The following is a 16651-nucleotide window of genomic DNA, read 5'->3' on the forward strand; positions in this document are numbered from 1 at the left end:
ACCCGCGCTCCCGTCCGAGGCCCCACCCTCGACCCCTGTGCGGTCACCGGTATCCGGCGTACCCGCACGGAAAGGCCCTCCGTTCATGATCTCTCCCACCACCCGCAGACTGGCGATCACGGCCACCGTCACCGTCGCGCTGCTGCTCACGGGCTGCAGCACCACCCCTGCGGAGCCCGATGCACCCGCGAGCACCGCGGCCGGGTTCGGGCATGTGCACGGCATCGTCGACGACGGTGACGGCACCGTGCTGCTGGGCACCCACACCGGCCTGTACACGCTGGGCGAGGACGGCACCGTCACCGGCCCGGTCGGTGGCATCGATCTGGACGCGATGGGACTGACCGCTACCGGTGACACCCTCTACGCGTCCGGACACCCCGGCCAGTCCACCCCGGCGGAGCTCGGCGCCCCCAACCTCGGCATCATCCGCAGCCTCGACGCCGGCGCCTCGTGGGAACCGGTCGCGTTCACCGGGGAAGAAGACTTCCACGTCCTCACCGTCACCGGCGACGGCACCCTGTACGGGATCGGATCCTCCCGCCCGCTGCTGCGCACCAGCAGCGACAGCGGGCAGAGTTGGGCGGACGGTGCCGAGCTGCCCGCCGTCGACCTGGCCGCCGCGACCGACGGCACCCTGTACGCCGCCACCCAGGACGGGCTGCAGCACAGCACCGACGGTGGCGCCACCTTCACCCCGGCGCCGGACGCGCCAGTGCTGTACCTGGTGGAGACCGACCCAACCGGTGGGGTGGTCGGAGTGGACACCGACGGGATGTTGCGACGTCTGGTCGGCACCGGTTGGGAGGACGTCGGCACCACCACGGGAACCGTCCAAGCCCTCGGGGTCACCGGGGACGGTGCGATCGTCCTGGTCGATGACCGCGGCGTGGTCTGGATCCGCGACACCACCGCCACCGTTCTCATCCCGGCGGCAACACCATGACCACCGTCATTCGCACCTGGCGCGACCCGAGCGGCCGCGGATCGGAAGGAGACCGACCATGACCCCCACACCGGCACCCCCCGCGTGGGCGCACCGCACCACTGATGCCACCGCCGAGCAGTTGGCGGCGGTGGATGCGTGGTGGCGGGCGGCGAACTATCTGAGCATCGGGCAGATCTACCTGCAGGGTAACCCGCTGCTGCGCCACCGCCTCATCCGGGACGACATCAAGCCGCGGCTGCTGGGCCATTGGGGCACCACCCCGGGCCTGAACTTCCTCTACGCCCACCTGAACCGCGCCATCCGCGACCGCGACCTGAACACCCTGTACGTGACCGGGCCCGGGCACGGCGGACCCGGCATTGTCGCCAACGCCTACCTGGACGGCACCTACACCGAACGCTACCCGGGCATCGACCGCACCGAAGAGGGGCTGCGGGCGTTGTTCCGGCAGTTCTCCTTCCCGGGCGGGATCCCCTCGCACGCGTCCCCCGAGACGCCGGGGTCGATCAACGAGGGCGGGGAGCTGGGCTACTCCCTGGTGCACGCCTACGGGGCCGCGTTCGACAACCCCGACCTGCTGGTCGCCTGCGTGATCGGTGACGGGGAGGCAGAGACCGGGCCGTTGGCGACCGCGTGGCACGGTAACAAGTTCCTCAACCCCGCCGCGGATGGGGTGGTGCTGCCGATCCTGCATCTGAACGGGTACAAGATCGCCAACCCGACCGTGCTGTCCCGCATCCCCGAGGAAGAGCTGGTCGCGCTGCTGCGCGGCTACGGCCATCACCCCCACGTCGTCACTGTCGGCTTCGATGGCGAGACCCCGCAGGAGTCCCACGCGACGTTCGCGGCGGTCCTGGATGCGGTGCTGGATGAGATCGCGGACATCAAGGCCGCCGCGGCGGCCGGGACGTTGGAGGGGCGGCCGGCGTGGCCGGCGATCGTGCTGCGCAGCCCGAAGGGGTGGACCTGCCCGAAGATCATCGACGGTCTGCCGGTGGAGGGCACCTGGCGGGCACACCAGGTGCCGCTCGCCGAGGTCCGCGACAATCCCGAGCACCTGCGGATCCTCGAGGACTGGCTGGCGTCCTACCGCCCGCACGAGCTGTTCGACGTGACCGGCGCCCCCCGCCCGGCCACGGTCGCGATCGCCCCGGACGGGGATCGGCGGATGAGCGCGAACCCGGCCGGCAACGGCGGACAACTCACCGTCCCGCTGCGGCTCCCGGACTTCCACAAGCACGCGCAGCCGGTCGACCCGGCCGAGCGGGGTGCGGGAACCGGGGAAGCGACCCGCGTGCTGGGCGAGTGGCTGGCGGGGGTGATCCGGGACAACCCGGACAACTTCCGCATCTTCGGCCCGGACGAGACCGCCTCCAACCGGCTCGCCCCACCCGTCTACCAGGCCACCGGCAAGCAGTGGAACGCGGCCGTGGAGCCCGTCGACGAGCACCTGGCCCCGACTGGGCGGGTGATGGAGGTGCTCAGCGAGCACCAGTGCCAGGGCTGGCTCGAGGGCTACGTCCTTACCGGCCGGCATGGGCTGTTCAACTGCTACGAGGCGTTCACCCACATCGTCGACTCGATGTTCAACCAGCACGCCAAATGGCTCGAAGCGGCCCGGGAGGTGTCGTGGCGGGACCCGATCCCGAGCTTCAACTACCTGCTCTCCAGCCACGTCTGGCGGCAGGACCACAACGGGTTCTCTCACCAGGACCCCGGGTTCATCGACCTCGCCCTGAACAAGAGCCCCGACATCGTCCGCGTCTACCTGCCGTTCGACGCGAACACGCTGCTGTCCACCTACGACCACTGCCTGCGCTCGGCCGGGTACATCAACGTCGTCGTCGCCGGGAAGCAGCCCGCCCCGCAGTGGCTGACGATGGACGAGGCGATCGAGCACTGCACCCGCGGGCTCGGGATCCTGCCGTGGGCGGGCACCGAAACCGAAGGCACCGAGCCGGATGTGGTGCTCGCCGCCGCCGGCGACGTCCCCACCCTCGAGACCCTCGCCGCGGCGGCGCTGCTGCGCGAGCACATCCCCGACCTGAGAGTGCGGGTGGTGAACGTGGTCGACCTGACCCGGCTGCAATCCGAGGACCAGCACCCGCACGGTCTCCCGGACCGGGAGTTCGATGCGATCTTCACTCCCGACAAGCCGGTGATCTTCGCCTACCACGGCTACCCGTGGCTGATCCACCGACTCACCTACAAGCGCGCCGGACACCAGAACCTGCACGTGCACGGCTTCCAGGAGCGCGGCACCACCACGACCCCGTTCGACATGGTCATGCTCAACGACCTCGACCGGTACCGGCTGGCGATCGACGTCCTCGACCACGTCCCGGGCCTCGCCGCCCGCCACGCGGAGCTGCGGCAGGAGCTGCAGGACGCCCGCCTGCATGCCCGCGCCCACACCCGTGAGCACGGCACCGACATCCCCGCCGTCGCCGACTGGCAATGGCCCCACCCCGACACCACCGACCCCGCCATCCGGAAGGAACCGAAATGAGTGACACCAGAACCGTGACCCTGCAGGTCAGCGGCATGATCCGCGCGACCTCCAAGAACGTCACCGAAGCCCACCTGAGCCGACAACCCGGAGTGATCGCTGTCGACGCGAACCCGGTCTCACAGACCGCGACCGTCACCTACGACCCCGAGACCACCTCGGTCGCCCACCTCCAGCAATGGGTCATCGACTGCGGCTACCATTGCGCCGGCCAGTCCGTCCCCGACCACATCTGCCCTCCCACCGGCGACGCACACGACCACGGCGCCCACGACCACGCCGGCCCCTCAGCCGACGGCGCACAAGAACCGCAGGCGGGTCACGACGCGCGCCAAGGCCACACGGATCGCACAGGCCACGCAAACCACGAGGGTCACGCAGGCCATCACGACGACCCCGTCCACGATCACGCCGCTGGCCACGACCACACGCACGCCCCGTCGGCGACGGCGGATGACGGTGAGCAAGCCGGTCACCACGTCGAGCACGCCGGTCACACCGCGGCCGCGGGTGGGCACGATCATGGTGCAGCGTCGGGTCACAGTGCGCAGGAGATGATGGGCCACGGTGGGCACCACGGCGGGATGTCGATGGACGCGATGATCCGCGACATGCGCAACCGGTTCCTGGTCGCGCTGATCCTGTCGATCCCGATCACCCTATGGTCTCCGATCGGGCGGGAGGTGATCGGATTCGAGGTGCCGGCCCCGTTCGGGCTGCGCGATGACGTGTTCATGCTGATCCTGTCGCTGCCGGTGATCTTCTACTCCGCGTGGATCTTCTTCGACGGCGCCTACCGGGCGCTGCGCGCGAAGACCCTCGACATGATGGTGCTCGTCGCGGTCGGAGTCGGCGCCGGCTGGCTGTACTCCCTCGCGGTCACCCTCACCGGCGGCGGTGAAGTGTTCTACGAAGCCGCCACGGTGCTTGCCACCTTCGTGCTGCTGGGGCATTGGGTGGAGATGCGCGCCCGCGGCGGCGCGAACGACGCCATCCGCACCCTCCTGGAGCTCGCACCCTCGCAGGCGGTCGTGATCCGTGACGGGCAGGAAGTCGAGATCCCCACCAGCGAGGTCGTCCCGGGGGATCTGATGCTGGTGCGGCCGGGGGCGAAGATCCCCACCGACGGTGTCGTGGAATCCGGAGAGTCCGAGGTGGACGAGTCGATGGTTACCGGCGAATCCATGCCGGTGGACAAAGCGCCCGGGTCGGAGGTGATCGGAGCGACCGTGAACACCGTCGGCACCCTCCGCGTCACAGCCACCAAAGTCGGGTCGGACACGGCGTTGGCCCAGATCGTGAAGCTCGTGCAGGAGGCGCAGAACTCCAAAGCCCCCGGACAGCGCCTCGCCGACCGGGCAGCGTTCTGGCTCGTCCTGGTCGCCCTGATCGGCGGCACCCTCACCTTCCTGGTGTGGCTGCTCGCCGGCGCTGCAATCCCGATGGCGATCCTGTTCGCCATCACCGTCGTCGTCATCACCTGCCCCGACGCCCTCGGATTGGCGACGCCGACGGCGATCATGGTCGGCACCGGGCTCGGCGCGAAACGGGGCGTGTTGTTCAAGAACGCCTCCGGGATCGAAACCGCCGCCCACATCGACACGGTCGTGTTCGACAAGACCGGCACCCTCACCAAGGGGGAGCCGGAGGTCACCGACTACATCCCCGTCGGCAGCGACGAGCTCGAGACCCTCTCCCTCGCGGTCGCGTTGGAGCGGGAATCCGAGCATCCTCTGGCGAAAGCGATCGTGAATTACGCCGACACCCGCGACATCCCCCGTCGCACCGCGACCGCGTTCCGAAACGTCACCGGGCAGGGCGCGATCGCCACCGTCGACGGTCGACAGGTCGTCCTCGGCAACCCGCGCCTTCTCACCGGGGAGGGGATCGACATCAGCGGGGTGCAGGCCGCTCAGCAGGACCTGGCTGGGTCCGGCCGCACCGCGATCCTGTTCGCCGTGGACGGGCAAGTCGCCGGGATCATCGGTCTCGCCGACGCACCCCGGGACACCGCAAAGACCGCGATCGACGCTCTCCACGAGCAGGGCGTCGAGGTCGCAATGCTCACCGGGGACAACAAGCCCACCGCCGACCGGATCGCCGCTCTCCTCGGCATCGACACCGTGATCGCGGATGTGCTCCCCGAGGACAAGTCCGCGAAGGTCGCCGAGCTGCAGAAGACGGGCAAGAAGGTCGCGATGGTCGGCGACGGCGTCAACGACGCCCCCGCCCTCGCCCAGGCCGACCTCGGCATCGCGATCGGCGCCGGCACCGACGTCGCCATCGAGACCGCCGACGTGGTCCTGATGCGCTCGGACCCGCTCGATGTTGCGATCGCACTCAAGATCGGCAAGGGCACACTGCGAAAGATGCGGCAGAACCTGGGCTGGGCCATCGGATACAACGCCGCCGCCCTCCCCATCGCCGCCGGCGTGTTCTACCCGGCGTTCGGGATCATGCTGTCCCCGGAGATCGCCGCCCTGTCGATGTCCGGTTCCTCCGTGATCGTCGCCGTCAACGCCCTCCTCCTCAAGCGGCTCCGCCTGCCCGCCCAGGCGCCCGCTGCGACGACCATGCAGAAGGAGCCCGAACATGCCTGACCGTCCGCTCTCTCCCACACCGTCCTCCCCGATGCTGCTGACCCGACGAGGTGTGCTCGGACTCGGACTGGGCGCCGTCGCGGCAGCCGTGCTCGCCTCCTGCACCCCCGCGCCGCAATGGGTGACACCCACCGGCGCAGCGGTGTCCGGCACGGAGAAGAACCGCGGCGGCACCGGCCGAGTCACCACCGTCGACCTCACCGCCGCCCCCACCACGCTCGACCTGGCCGGTACCGCCGCCGCCACCTGGGCGTTCGGAGGTATCCCCGCCCCGGTAATCCGGCTCACCGCAGGCGACACGCTGAAAGCGACCGTCCGCAACCAGCTCGACGCGGACACCTCCGTGCACTGGCACGGACTCGCCCTCCGCAACGACATGGATGGGGTCCCTCCGGTCACCCAAGCCCCCATCGCCCCGGGCGGACAGTTCGCATACGAGTTCGTCACCCCGCATCCGGGCACCTACTGGTTCCACCCCCACGTCGGCCCGCAACTGGACCACGGCCTCTACGGTGCGCTCATCATCGACGACCCGGACGAGAAGGTGACGTGGGACGACGAATGGGTGCTGATCCTCGACGACTGGCTCGACGGCGTCACCGCCACCCCGGACCAGGTCCTCACCGACCTCTCGAAGGGCATGGGAGACATGGGCGGGATGGGCGACATGTTCATGCGGATGGGGAACCTGCTGATGGGCGCCACCTCCGACCTGCTCGGCGGCGACGCCGGCGACGTCTACTACCCGCACTACCTCATCAACGGCAAACCCAAAGCCGACCCCGCCCAATTCACCGGCACTCCTGGTGCCCGGGTGCGGATCCGTGTCATCAACGCCGGCAGCGACACCGCGTTCCGGTTCGCGATCGGCGGCCACACCCTGACGATCACCCACACCGACGGGTTCCCGGTGGATCCTGTCGAGGTCGACAGTGTCCTGATCGGGATGGGCGAACGCTACGACCTGCAGGTCACCCTGGACGATGGGGTGTTCCCTGTCGTCGCCGACGCGGAAGGCAAGCAGGATCGCGCGTTCGCGCTCGTTCGCACCGCCGCTGGCACGGCTCCGGCCAGCGACGTCCCCGTCGCCGAGCTCGGCACCGGCAGGGTCGGCACCGCTGCCGGACTGAGCGCGACCGCCTCCGTCACCCTGCACCAGGCGTCCCCCGACCGGGTCGTGCACCTCGCGCTGACCGGGGGGATGGAGGCGTACGACTGGGGGATCAATGGGCGCCGGTTCGACATGAACGACCCGTTGCGGGACGCGCACGCGGTCAGTATGGGGGAGCGGGTGCAGTTGCGGATCCGCAATGACACCGAGATGTGGCATCCGTTCCACCTGCACGGCCACACCTACCAGCACGCGAACGGCGGCCCCCGGAAGGACACCTCCATCATCCTCCCGGGCCAGACCCTGACAGTCGACTTCGACGCCGACAACCCCGGCCAGTGGGTCGCGCACTGCCACAACATCTACCACGCCGAGACCGGCATGACCACGGTGCTCGGATACCAGTCATGAACCGCGCGTTCATCCCCAGCACGGGAGGATGATCGCGCGGGCGATCGGACGGCGGCGGCGGACGTCAAGTCTAAGTGGACTTCCTACTCTTATGTAGGGATCTGCCATTTCGCGCGGAATCCTGCTGACGAAACTGCTGCCAATTAGCGTGGAATCCCCGAGTTCTCCGCCACCTTGACCGGGAACCTACAGTAGGCGTCGGTTCCGCGCCGAAGTGGTATAGGTCGCAGGTCGTAGAAGGGCGCTTCGCCCTCAAGACCGTTGGTGAGGATGGGCTTTGTTCCTCAGAATTCATCAGTGAGGGAGCTCGTGCGCATCCTGGGCACAGTCATCAGGCGTCGAGACGGATGGTCAAGGGCGCACCGCTCGTCGATGCCGCTTCTTCTGCATGTCAGTCTCGCTGGGCTTGCCGGCGTGTCATATAGCGATGCCTCGCGATCGACTACTTACTCGGATCGATGCCCGACGGCTTCGACATCCATGGCCACACTCGGGACATCATCACGGCCGGCGGCTTGCACGACCCAACCCACCGCGGCCGGCGGTCGCTATAGAGTTCACCAGAGGGGGTTTAGTGAACAACGTCTTCTTTGCATACTCGTCCGCGGACGCCCTGCGGGCCGAGACTATGCGGAACTCGGCGGGGTTGCTCAGGGCCACTGGCATCGCCGCCACGACATGGGAGGATCTCGACATTGAGGGTCGCGGGCTGATCCCGACAATCTGCTCCGCGATCCAGGATGCCGACCACGTGATCGCGGAGGTGAGCGATCTCAACAGCAACGTCCTGTTCGAAGCTGGGTATGCGCTCGCCCTCGGGAAGCGTGTCTGGCTGGCAGTCGACGAGACTGACGCAGACGCAGCGCGCAACTGGCGCGATCTCGGGATCCTGGCAACAGTTGGTCGGCTGAACTACCAGGGCAACAGCCACTCGGTCGCGGGGCGATTTGCTCAAGCACAGGCCATCGATGACGACACCACTTTGATCGATAGCCTCCTCCTTAACGGGAAGCCACGGGAGCCGGACGCGTTGTTCGCTCCATCGACGCCTTTCAAATTCGAGGCGACCTCCTCGCTCGAGAAACACCTCGATCGCCAGGGCCACATCAAGATTCTTGGGGCGGCCGACGACTTGGGGCTTGCGCCGTTGGATTTCTATGTAAAGGAGATTTACCGGTCTTCCGCAACTCTTTTCCACCTCATGGCGCGCCGGAGGGTGAAGTCGACCGAGCACAACGCGCGAGTGAGCTTCTTGGCCGGGATTGCTCACGGCTTCGAGCTCCCAATCCTTCTTGTCGCAGAGAAGGACGGCTCGATCCCGCTGGACTACAAGGATTTGACATTCGAGTACAGCGGCTCGGCTCAATTGATCACGAGGGTCGACCGCTGGCTGAGCGAACTCCCGAAGTCTCCGGGATCGAGTCGTCGGCTCGGACGCTTGGCCCTCGACATTGAACTTCCGATTCGATCTTTTGGTGAGTATGTTGCTGAGTACGAGCGGGTAGAACTCGCTAACTACTTCATAAGCACGAGCGAGTTTCAAGCCGTCCTAGCAGGTCGAACGAAAGTCTTCGTTGGCCGCAAGGGCACTGGGAAGACTGCGACAATGACGCAGACGGCGGAGGAACTACGCCGTGATCGTCGGATCTTGGTTGTGCCGATCAAGCCTTCTGCATATGAGCTGTCTGGACTAGCTGACGCGATTCGTACGCTGTCGACGCACGGCACGTCTGACTACCTTGTCATCAGCCTTTGGACATATCTGCTCTACACCGAGATCGCTCTAAGGATGGTCTCCTTCTCCCGTGAACGTGTCGGGTTTATGGGAGTGAGTCGGGAACTCGAGGAACTCGAAGCCGAAATCGACGAACTCGGTCTGGATCCGTCAGAAGATATGGCCACCAGGCTGGAGAACGTGTTGAATGACCTCACGCGTGAGGCCAAGCGTCACGGAGAAGGTGCGACTGAGTTTGTCTCTCGTCAGCTGCGCCTGCACCGCGTAAATCGACTCAGAGGACTTCTTGGGGCCAACCTCAAGGAATTTGATCGTGTTGCAGTCCTGATTGACAATCTCGACAAGGCGTGGGAGAAGGGCGCAGACTTCGAGACGTTGTCAAAGTTCATCTTGGGGCTGCTGGTCGCCATCGGGCAGCTCGAAAAAGACTTCGCGAAGCCAACTCAGAGCCACTCGTCGGTAAATGTGACGATGGCCGTATTCTTACGATCTGACATTTACGACTCGCTGAAGCGATTCGCTCGAGAACCCGACAAGATCGGCGTCGCAACCGTGCATTGGAACGATGAGGAGCTCCTAGCACGGGTGCTTGAGGAGCGTTACGCGGCGAACAAGGAGCGGCGCCGCAACGGCAAGGTCTTCGATATGTGGTCCGAGATCTTCGATCCGGAAGTCCGCGGGCTCCGCACGCGCGACTACCTAATGTGGAAGGTGCTCCCAAGGCCGCGCGACCTCATCTACCTTGCGAACGAAGCACTGACCACAGCAATTAATCGCAAGCATCGTCGAATCACGGCCTCCGACATCCTCTTCGCGGAAGAGCAGTACTCCCGTTTCGCCGTCGAGGCGTTGTTGGTGGAGAGCGAAGCGGAAGCTTTCGATCTCGACGCTGCGCTGTTCCGACTCGCTGGCCTCAATGCCACCTTCACCGAGGATGATCTGCTGATCCTGCTCGCCGATGTGCCACGCGGAGATGAAGCGCTCAGTGGCTCGTCCAGAGTTCGATTCTTGGCATCGAGACGAGGCCGGGGGAGTTCTTGCACGTCGAAGGACGCACAGACGCGGAACGTCAGCTCCTCGTCGCTCGCCGAATGGCTGAATCGACATCAAGGCCAGTTCGGTTTAGGGTCCATCCCGCAGTTCGCAACTATCTCTTGATTCAGGACGACGATCTCCACGACGACTCGGTCGTGGACGCGACACTCTCCGAGTCGAGCTGACGCACTCAGATCGTCCCAAGCGCATCGAACCGCCACTAGCGACGGCACCGACGCAACGCGTCGAAGTACGTGCTGGAGGTCACACACCACTTCCACTTGCGGACATTGCGCGTTAGGGGGTCGTTGCTGCGACTGGCCTAAGCGCGGCGCTCATCGCCGCCGAGGAGCATTTCGGCGGCACCGACGTGCTGGGGTTATCGCCCGCCGATGCTTCGGCGGGGTCATTGGCGATCCTCGGAATCCTCGTCTGGGTCTGACCGCGCACCGTCGGCTCGGCACCCTCGAGCGTTGCTCAGTGTGAGTTCCCGAGCGCCCGTCGGATCAACGTGACCTGAAGCGGCAGCCGCACCAGCGATACGGCGAACGCGGCCCATGCCGTCGGCGTGCGTCGGCGCGCTGCCCGGCGGCCGAGGTCCACGCTCATCTGCATGTTCGCGGGCCAGACGGCGGCGAGCACCACCGCACTCGCTCGCCCGGCGGCGACGCGCGTCGCCGGCACGATCAGCCCCACCGCGCACGCCAGCTCGGCGAGCCCCGAGACGATCACCAGCGGCCGATCCCACCGGCGCAGCACGCGCGGGATGATCGGCGTGAACACGCCCGGCCGCACGAGATGGATGACGCCCGACACCGCGAACGGCACCATCACGATCCAGGGGATGGTGGCCGTGGGCTTCTTCGCGCGATGGGTCATCACGCCATTCTCCCCGCCCGCCGACGCGCGGGGCCGCCGCGCGAACACCTCCGTTGGCCGCGTAAGCAGATGCTCTCCCCCTCAATCCTGGAGCGAGCCCGACCGGCACCTCGCCGTCGCCTGGGCCGCCGACTGCGCCAGCTGCGGGTGCAGGGTTCGCAACTCGCGCAGCCCATCACCCAGCTGCACGACCTCGACGACGATCACGCAGGCATGATCGGTGAGCAGGATCACGGCATTCAAGCCGCGGTGCGCCCGGGGCCAGCCCGCTGGCTGAGCCGCGCGATCGACGAGAGCCCGGGCGCCGCGGACATCGATCCCGACACCGCCACCTGGCGATGAGGGTCATGTCCGCGGCGTCCGGAATCACCGATCGGTGCGGAGCACGAGCGCTTCGCGGCGAGAAACTGAGGTCCACGCGCGCTGCACGATGAACACCAGTAGCGCCAGCTCCGCCCCGATGGACAGCACGTAGAACGGTAGCCACTCGGCAGTCGATCCGGCGATGTTGAACGCCGAGTACGGCACGTACAGCGACGCCACTACGACGTTCACGATGGGGTTCGCCCGCGGCGGGAGGGTCACCGACAGTACGATCATCACCGCCGGGACCATCACCGAGGCGAGCATCCCCGTCAGCAGCGGCGGGTTCACCTCGAACTGCCAGACCATCCCGTCGAGGATGCCGGCGACGACATGCGGTTTGTAGAAGTTCAAGACGTCGACGTAGACGTACAGGAACATGAAGCTGGTCCAGGCGGCGGCGAGCTTCACCGGTGTGGGGATCGATGCGACGTCGAGTGCGGCGCGGGTCTTGAGCGTGGTGCACATGGGTTCTCCTTGGCTGTGGTGGGTGTGGTCCAGGGATGCCGCGTCACGGGATGACGACGAGCTTGCCGCGCGTGTGCCCGGTCGCGACCCGGCGGAGGGCGTCGGCGGCATCCGTCAGTGCGTAGCTCCGATCGACGACCGGCGTGATCTCGCCGCTCGCGAGCATCTCCGCGAGCGCGACCAGATCGTCACGGCGGCCGAGGGAGGTGAACGGCCGCAGTCGCTGGCGCGTCAGCGCTGACAGCAGACGCGCGCGGGCGATGCGACCGAGGGGCCCGATCCAGGCGCCGCCGCGACCGCTGTTCGGGATGAGCGTTCCGGTCGGGGTGAGGATCCGCCGCATCGCCGCGAGCGGCTTCGCCTCCACACTGTCGAGGATCACGTCGAACCGCGTGCTCCCGCCGGTCACGTCGGTCGTCTCGTAGTCGATGACGTGATCGGCGCCGAGGCGGCGGACGAGCTCGGCGTTGCGCCCACTGCAGACGGCCGTGACCTCGGCGCCGAGCGCTTTCGCGATCTGCACCGCGAACGACCCCACGCCGCCGGAGGCCCCGGTGATCAGCACCGTCTGCCCGGCCGTCAACCGCGCCACGTCGCGCAGCGCCTGCAGCGCCGTCATCCCCGATGTCGGGACCGCGGCTGCGTCTGCCGCGGCGACGCCCGCGGGAACCGGCGCGAGATGATCCTCGCGGACGGTGGCGTACTCCGCGAGCGCGCCCGTCGTCGTCCACCCGAACACCCGGTCTCCGACGTGCACCGAGGTCGCCTCCGCACCCACCGCTCGGACGATGCCGGCCAGGTCCATACCCGGGGTGCGCCGGCGAGGCCGCCGCAGTCCGAACGCCAGTCGCACCAGGCGCGGCCGGCCCGTCATCACGAAGTAGTCCCCCGGGTGCACGGATGCGGCGCCGACCTCGACGAGCACCTCCCGCCGGCCGGGCGTCGGGACCTCGACGGCCACGAGCGACAGCACCTCCGGCGTCCCGTATCGCTCCTGCACGAGCGCCTGCATCCGCCCCGGAGAGGTCACGGCAGCCGACGGATCCGGCGAGGCGGGGGTGGTCATGAGATCTCCTGGTGGTCGTGAGCGGCGGATTCGTACACCGTACGTCGTACACCGTACTATCGGACGTACGCTGTACGATTGTCAAGTCCTTCGATGCGATGAGGAGCCCGATCGATGGCGCGACGACGCCCGCCCACGCCTGTCGGCGCCGGTCTCAGCAAGGAGCGCGTCGTCGCCGAGGCGATGCGCATCGCCGACCGCGAGGGGGTGGAGCGACTCAGCATGCGCGCACTCGCCGCCGCGCTCGACGCCGGCGCCATGTCGCTGTATCACTACGTCGCGAACAAGGAGGAGCTGCTCGACGCGATGATCGATGTCGTCTTCGACGAGATCGCGCTGCCCTCCCTCGATGTCGACTGGACGGTCGCGATGCGCGCCGAGTCGGTCTCTGCGCACGAGGTGCTCGCCCGGCATCCGTGGGCGATCAGTCTGATGGAGTCGCGCACGTCGCCCGGGCCCGCGAACCTCCGTCACCGCGAGGCCGTGACCGCGTGCCTACGCCGCGCCGGGTTCTCGGTCGAGATGGCGACCCACGCGAACTGGCTGCTCAGCAGTCATGTCTACGGCTACGCGCTGCAGGAGGCGAGCCTGCCGTTCGGCACGGCCGAGGAGCTCGCCGACATGACCGAGGAGGTGTATCTCCCCCAGGTGCCGGCGGAGCTGTATCCCTCGCTGCACGAGTCCGGTGCGCACCTCCTGGCGATCGGGTACGACCCGTCCCAGGAGTTCCTCTTCGGGCTCGATCTCGTGCTCGCCGCCCTCGAGGCGCTCCGCCCGAAGCCCTGACGGCGCGGAGGCGTCGGCCTCAGGGCTGCATCGGCGGGTGCATCCCGTCGTCGATGCGCGCGAGGAGGCGCATCGCGGCGTCGAGCTCGCGTTCGTCGACATCCGCCGGCAGCGCGCGCGCCAGGCTCTGCGACCACCACGCGCGCAGTCGTCCGATGTTCTCGATGGCCAGGTCGGTCGGGAACAGCTGCACCTGCCGGCCGTCGTTCGGCGCGCCGCGCCGTTCGATCATCCCCTTGCGCTCGAGCTCCCGCAGCGCGGTGCTCAGGTTGCTGCGCCGCAGCCCCGTGGCAACGGCGGTGGCGCTGGGGGATGTTCCCGGATGCCCGTCGATCCAGCGCATCGCGAGGATCTCCGTGCCGGTGAGCGCGACGACGTCCGGCCCGGCCGAGACGCCGTGCGGATCGAGCTCGCGGGCCACGCGGAGCACGAGCTCGGCGAAATCACCCCACATGGCATCCGGCACCGACGTCACTCGGACAGCTTACCTCCGCCGTGAGAATTAGTTATAGTTTCATAACTATGACTTCTTCTTCATCCACCGCCGAACGCGTCGCCCTCCCGGACGCGAACTCCGACGCATCCCGCCCCATCACGCCCGCTCTGCTGGTGGTGCTGGGTCTGCTCAGCGCGATCGCGCCCTTCGCGACGGACCTCTACCTGCCGGCGTTCCCGGAGATGGCCGCCGATCTGCAGACCTCCGCGACCGCCGTCCAGCTCAGCCTCACGTCGTTCCTGCTGGGAGTCACCGCGGGCCAGCTCGTCTTCGGCCCGCTCTCCGATCGCTTCGGACGCGTCGCCCCGCTCGTCGCCGGCGCGGTGCTGTGCGTCGCCGCGAGCGTCATCGCCGTCTTCGCCCCGACGGTCGGCGTCCTCATCGCCGCACGTTTCGTGCAGGGGCTCGGCGGTGCCGCCGGCATGGTCATCGGTCGTGCGATCATCTCGGACCTCGCCACCGGACGGCCCGCTGCGCGCGCCTTCTCGCTGATGATGATCGTCGGCGGCGTGGCGCCCGTGATCGCACCGCTCGTCGGCGGCGTGCTCACGGCGGCGGTCGGATGGCGGGGACTGCTCGCGATCGTGCTGGGGCTGGCGGTCGTGATGCTCGTCGCCGTCCTGGTCGTGGTGCGCGAGACCCACCTCAAGGAGCGGCGCGACGCCCTCCGCGCCGAGCGCCGCGGATCGTCGTCCGGGGCGCGTGAGATGCTCTCGCGCACCTTCATCGGCTACGCGGCGAGCTTCGCCTTCGCGTTCGCCGCCATGATGGCCTACATCTCCGCCTCGCCCTTCGTCTATCAGGACATGATCGGGCTCGACAGTGCGGGTTACGGCATCGCGTTCGGCATCAACGCCCTCGTGCTCATGGTGACCAGTGTCGTCTCCGCGAAGCTGGTCGCGACGCGCTCGGTGCGGGCCGTGCTCGGCACCGGGCTCGGCGGCGTGCTCGTCGCCGCCGTCGCGTTCGCCGTCCTCGCTGTCACCGCCGCCCCCGTCGCCCTGCTCGCCGTGCCGCTGTTCCTGTTGTCCGGGAGCCTCGGCTTCGTGCTCGGCAACGGCACCGCGCTGGCCCTCGCGGCCGTCCCGAAGGCGGCCGGCACCGCCTCGGCCGTGGTCGGGGCGCTGCAGTTCGGCCTGGCCGCCCTCGTCTCGCCGCTGGTGAGCCTCGGCGGATCGACGACCGCGGTCCCGCTGGCCGTGGTCATGCTCGCCGCCGCGGTCGTCGCCCTCGCCTTCTTCGCGATCGCGCGCCCCGCCCGCGCCCGCACGACGTGAGCGGGGGCCCGCCGTCCCCGCCCGCCCCTGCCTCCCCCGGACGTGCCTACGATGGCGGGATGAAGATCGTGCTCACCGGCGCCACCGGCTACATCGGCTCCTCCGTTCTCGCCGCTCTCCGGGAGCGGGGCCACGAGGTCGTCGCGCCCGTGCGCAGCGCGTCGTCGGCGCAGAAAGCCACCGCGGCCGGTGCGACCGCCGTCGTCGGCGACATCACCGACCCCGCCTGGTTCGCCCCGATCCTCGAGGGCGCGGATGCCGCGATCCACACCGCCGCGCCCGGCGACGGCAGCTCGCCGCAGTTCGACAGCGCCGTCGCCGACGCCGTGATCTCCGCCTTCGGCGGCGCCGGCAAGCCGTACATCCACACCGGCGGGCTCTGGATCCACGGCCCGTCCACCGACCTCACCGAGGAGACGCCGTTCGCCCCGCCCGCCCTCGTCGCCTGGCGCGAGGCGGTCGAGTCCCGCCTCGCCGACGCCGACCTGGCGCTCACGATCGTCGAGCCCGGCATCGTGTACGGGCACGGCGGCGGCATCCCGGCGTCGTTGGCCGACGCCCCGAGGGATGCCGAGGGTCGCCTCACCGTCGTCGGCGACGGCACGCAGCACTGGGCGACCGTGCACGTCGACGACCTCGCCGACCTCTACGCGCGGGTCATCGAGGGCCCGGCCCCCGTCGGACGCGTGCTGGGTTTGAGCGGACACAACCCGACGGTGGCCGAAATCGGCGAGGCCTTCGCCGACGGCCCGGTCGTGCCCGAAGGCGCCGCCGCGTCGCGCGAGCGCCTCGGCACCCCCTTCGCCGACGCCCTCATGCTCGACCAGCAGGGGTACGGCCGCCGGGCGCGCGCACTCGGCTGGACGCCCGCGCGCCCGACTCTGATCGAGGAGATCCGCACCGGCTACGCCGCCCCCGCGGCCGACTGAACGAGGCCCTGTCGGCCGCGTCCGCTGCGGTCTACGC

General features: G+C 68.4%; 14 protein-coding genes. 9 read left to right on the top strand and 5 right to left on the bottom strand.

The window, feature by feature from the left end:
• The first annotated feature begins 85 nt into the window (after positions 1-85).
• The 5 genes from L0965_RS00220 to L0965_RS00240 all read left to right on the top strand — a co-directional run bounded on the left by L0965_RS00220 (position 86) and on the right by L0965_RS00240 (position 10473).
• Positions 86-946: a F510_1955 family glycosylhydrolase gene (locus L0965_RS00220; RefSeq protein ID WP_101305246.1), complete on the top strand. Its 861-nt coding sequence runs from the start codon at positions 86-88 to the stop codon at positions 944-946.
• A 58-nt stretch (positions 947-1004) separates the two neighbouring features.
• Positions 1005-3458 carry a phosphoketolase gene (locus tag L0965_RS00225; RefSeq protein ID WP_101305247.1) on the top strand — a complete coding sequence of 818 codons (2454 nt, stop codon included), beginning with the start codon at positions 1005-1007 and terminating at the stop codon, positions 3456-3458.
• Positions 3455-6058 carry a heavy metal translocating P-type ATPase gene (locus L0965_RS00230; protein WP_101305248.1) on the top strand — a complete coding sequence of 868 codons (2604 nt, stop codon included), beginning with the start codon at positions 3455-3457 and terminating at the stop codon, positions 6056-6058. The genes L0965_RS00225 and L0965_RS00230 overlap by 4 nt, the downstream gene beginning before the upstream one ends.
• Positions 6051-7580 carry a multicopper oxidase family protein gene (locus L0965_RS00235; protein ID WP_048809213.1) on the top strand — a complete coding sequence of 510 codons (1530 nt, stop codon included), beginning with the start codon at positions 6051-6053 and terminating at the stop codon, positions 7578-7580. Before L0965_RS00230 ends, L0965_RS00235 begins: the two co-directional genes overlap by 8 nt.
• A 574-nt stretch (positions 7581-8154) precedes the next feature.
• Positions 8155-10473, top strand: coding sequence for a P-loop ATPase, Sll1717 family (locus L0965_RS00240; RefSeq protein WP_157831542.1), 2319 nt, complete (start codon positions 8155-8157; stop codon positions 10471-10473).
• Positions 10474-10827: 354 nt separating this feature from the next.
• Here L0965_RS00240 and L0965_RS00245 read toward each other — a convergent pair whose 3' ends face one another.
• Complete coding sequence (locus L0965_RS00245; RefSeq protein WP_101305250.1) at positions 10828-11229, bottom strand: DoxX family protein; 402 nt, start codon at positions 11227-11229, stop codon at positions 10828-10830.
• Between the two features lie 81 nt (positions 11230-11310).
• Positions 11311-11436 carry a hypothetical protein gene (locus L0965_RS16480; RefSeq protein ID WP_258186352.1) on the bottom strand — a complete coding sequence of 42 codons (126 nt, stop codon included), beginning with the start codon at positions 11434-11436 and terminating at the stop codon, positions 11311-11313.
• A 6-nt stretch (positions 11437-11442) separates the two neighbouring features.
• On the opposite strand from L0965_RS16480, the gene L0965_RS16485 reads away from it, so the two are divergent.
• On the top strand, positions 11443-11571 hold the full coding sequence (locus L0965_RS16485; protein WP_258186351.1) for a hypothetical protein: 129 nt from the start codon (positions 11443-11445) through the stop codon (positions 11569-11571).
• A 24-nt stretch (positions 11572-11595) separates the two neighbouring features.
• On the opposite strand, the gene L0965_RS00250 is transcribed toward L0965_RS16485, so the two are convergent.
• Together L0965_RS00250 and L0965_RS00255 are read right to left on the bottom strand one after the other, a co-directional pair.
• Positions 11596-12060: a DUF6326 family protein gene (locus tag L0965_RS00250; protein WP_101305251.1), complete on the bottom strand. Its 465-nt coding sequence runs from the start codon at positions 12058-12060 to the stop codon at positions 11596-11598.
• Positions 12061-12103: 43 nt separating this feature from the next.
• Positions 12104-13126 (bottom strand): NAD(P)-dependent alcohol dehydrogenase, encoded by a 1023-nt coding sequence (locus L0965_RS00255; protein ID WP_198553660.1) that lies wholly within the window; start codon positions 13124-13126, stop codon positions 12104-12106.
• A gap of 114 nt (positions 13127-13240) precedes the next feature.
• Here L0965_RS00255 and L0965_RS00260 point away from each other — a divergent pair, with 114 nt between their 5' ends.
• Positions 13241-13912: a TetR/AcrR family transcriptional regulator gene (locus L0965_RS00260; RefSeq protein WP_060961155.1), complete on the top strand. Its 672-nt coding sequence runs from the start codon at positions 13241-13243 to the stop codon at positions 13910-13912.
• Between the two features lie 19 nt (positions 13913-13931).
• Here the strand turns inward: L0965_RS00260 and L0965_RS00265 are convergent, their stop codons facing one another.
• Entirely contained in the window at positions 13932-14387 is a 456-nt protein-coding gene (locus L0965_RS00265) for a MarR family winged helix-turn-helix transcriptional regulator (protein WP_232783959.1), read from the bottom strand.
• A gap of 47 nt (positions 14388-14434) precedes the next feature.
• On the opposite strand from L0965_RS00265, the gene L0965_RS00270 reads away from it, so the two are divergent.
• Together L0965_RS00270 and L0965_RS00275 are read left to right on the top strand one after the other, a co-directional pair.
• Positions 14435-15685, top strand: coding sequence for a multidrug effflux MFS transporter (locus tag L0965_RS00270; RefSeq protein WP_101305252.1), 1251 nt, complete (start codon positions 14435-14437; stop codon positions 15683-15685).
• Between the two features lie 59 nt (positions 15686-15744).
• A complete protein-coding gene (locus L0965_RS00275; protein ID WP_101305253.1) occupies positions 15745-16614 on the top strand; it encodes an NAD-dependent epimerase/dehydratase family protein in 870 nt (289 codons plus the stop codon).
• Positions 16615-16651 lie beyond the last annotated feature (37 nt).

The organism is Microbacterium sp. NFH-22A-Y, assembly GCF_021401375.1.
GTDB lineage: Bacteria > Actinomycetota > Actinomycetes > Actinomycetales > Microbacteriaceae > Microbacterium > Microbacterium hominis.

Excerpts from the sequence above, each read along its gene's own strand:
- L0965_RS00220 (WP_101305246.1), top strand. The coding sequence starts at position 86 with ATGATCTCTCCCACCACCCGCAGACTGGCGATCACGGCCACCGTCACC.
- L0965_RS00225 (WP_101305247.1), top strand. The coding sequence starts at position 1,005 with ATGACCCCCACACCGGCACCCCCCGCGTGGGCGCACCGCACCACTGAT.
- L0965_RS00230 (WP_101305248.1), top strand. The coding sequence starts at position 3,455 with ATGAGTGACACCAGAACCGTGACCCTGCAGGTCAGCGGCATGATCCGC.
- L0965_RS00235 (WP_048809213.1), top strand. The coding sequence starts at position 6,051 with ATGCCTGACCGTCCGCTCTCTCCCACACCGTCCTCCCCGATGCTGCTG.
- L0965_RS00245 (WP_101305250.1), bottom strand. The coding sequence starts at position 11,229 with ATGACCCATCGCGCGAAGAAGCCCACGGCCACCATCCCCTGGATCGTG.
- L0965_RS16485 (WP_258186351.1), top strand. The coding sequence starts at position 11,443 with ATGATCGGTGAGCAGGATCACGGCATTCAAGCCGCGGTGCGCCCGGGG.
- L0965_RS00250 (WP_101305251.1), bottom strand. The coding sequence starts at position 12,060 with ATGTGCACCACGCTCAAGACCCGCGCCGCACTCGACGTCGCATCGATC.
- L0965_RS00255 (WP_198553660.1), bottom strand. The coding sequence starts at position 13,126 with ATGACCACCCCCGCCTCGCCGGATCCGTCGGCTGCCGTGACCTCTCCG.
- L0965_RS00260 (WP_060961155.1), top strand. The coding sequence starts at position 13,241 with ATGGCGCGACGACGCCCGCCCACGCCTGTCGGCGCCGGTCTCAGCAAG.
- L0965_RS00270 (WP_101305252.1), top strand. The coding sequence starts at position 14,435 with ATGACTTCTTCTTCATCCACCGCCGAACGCGTCGCCCTCCCGGACGCG.
- L0965_RS00275 (WP_101305253.1), top strand. The coding sequence starts at position 15,745 with ATGAAGATCGTGCTCACCGGCGCCACCGGCTACATCGGCTCCTCCGTT.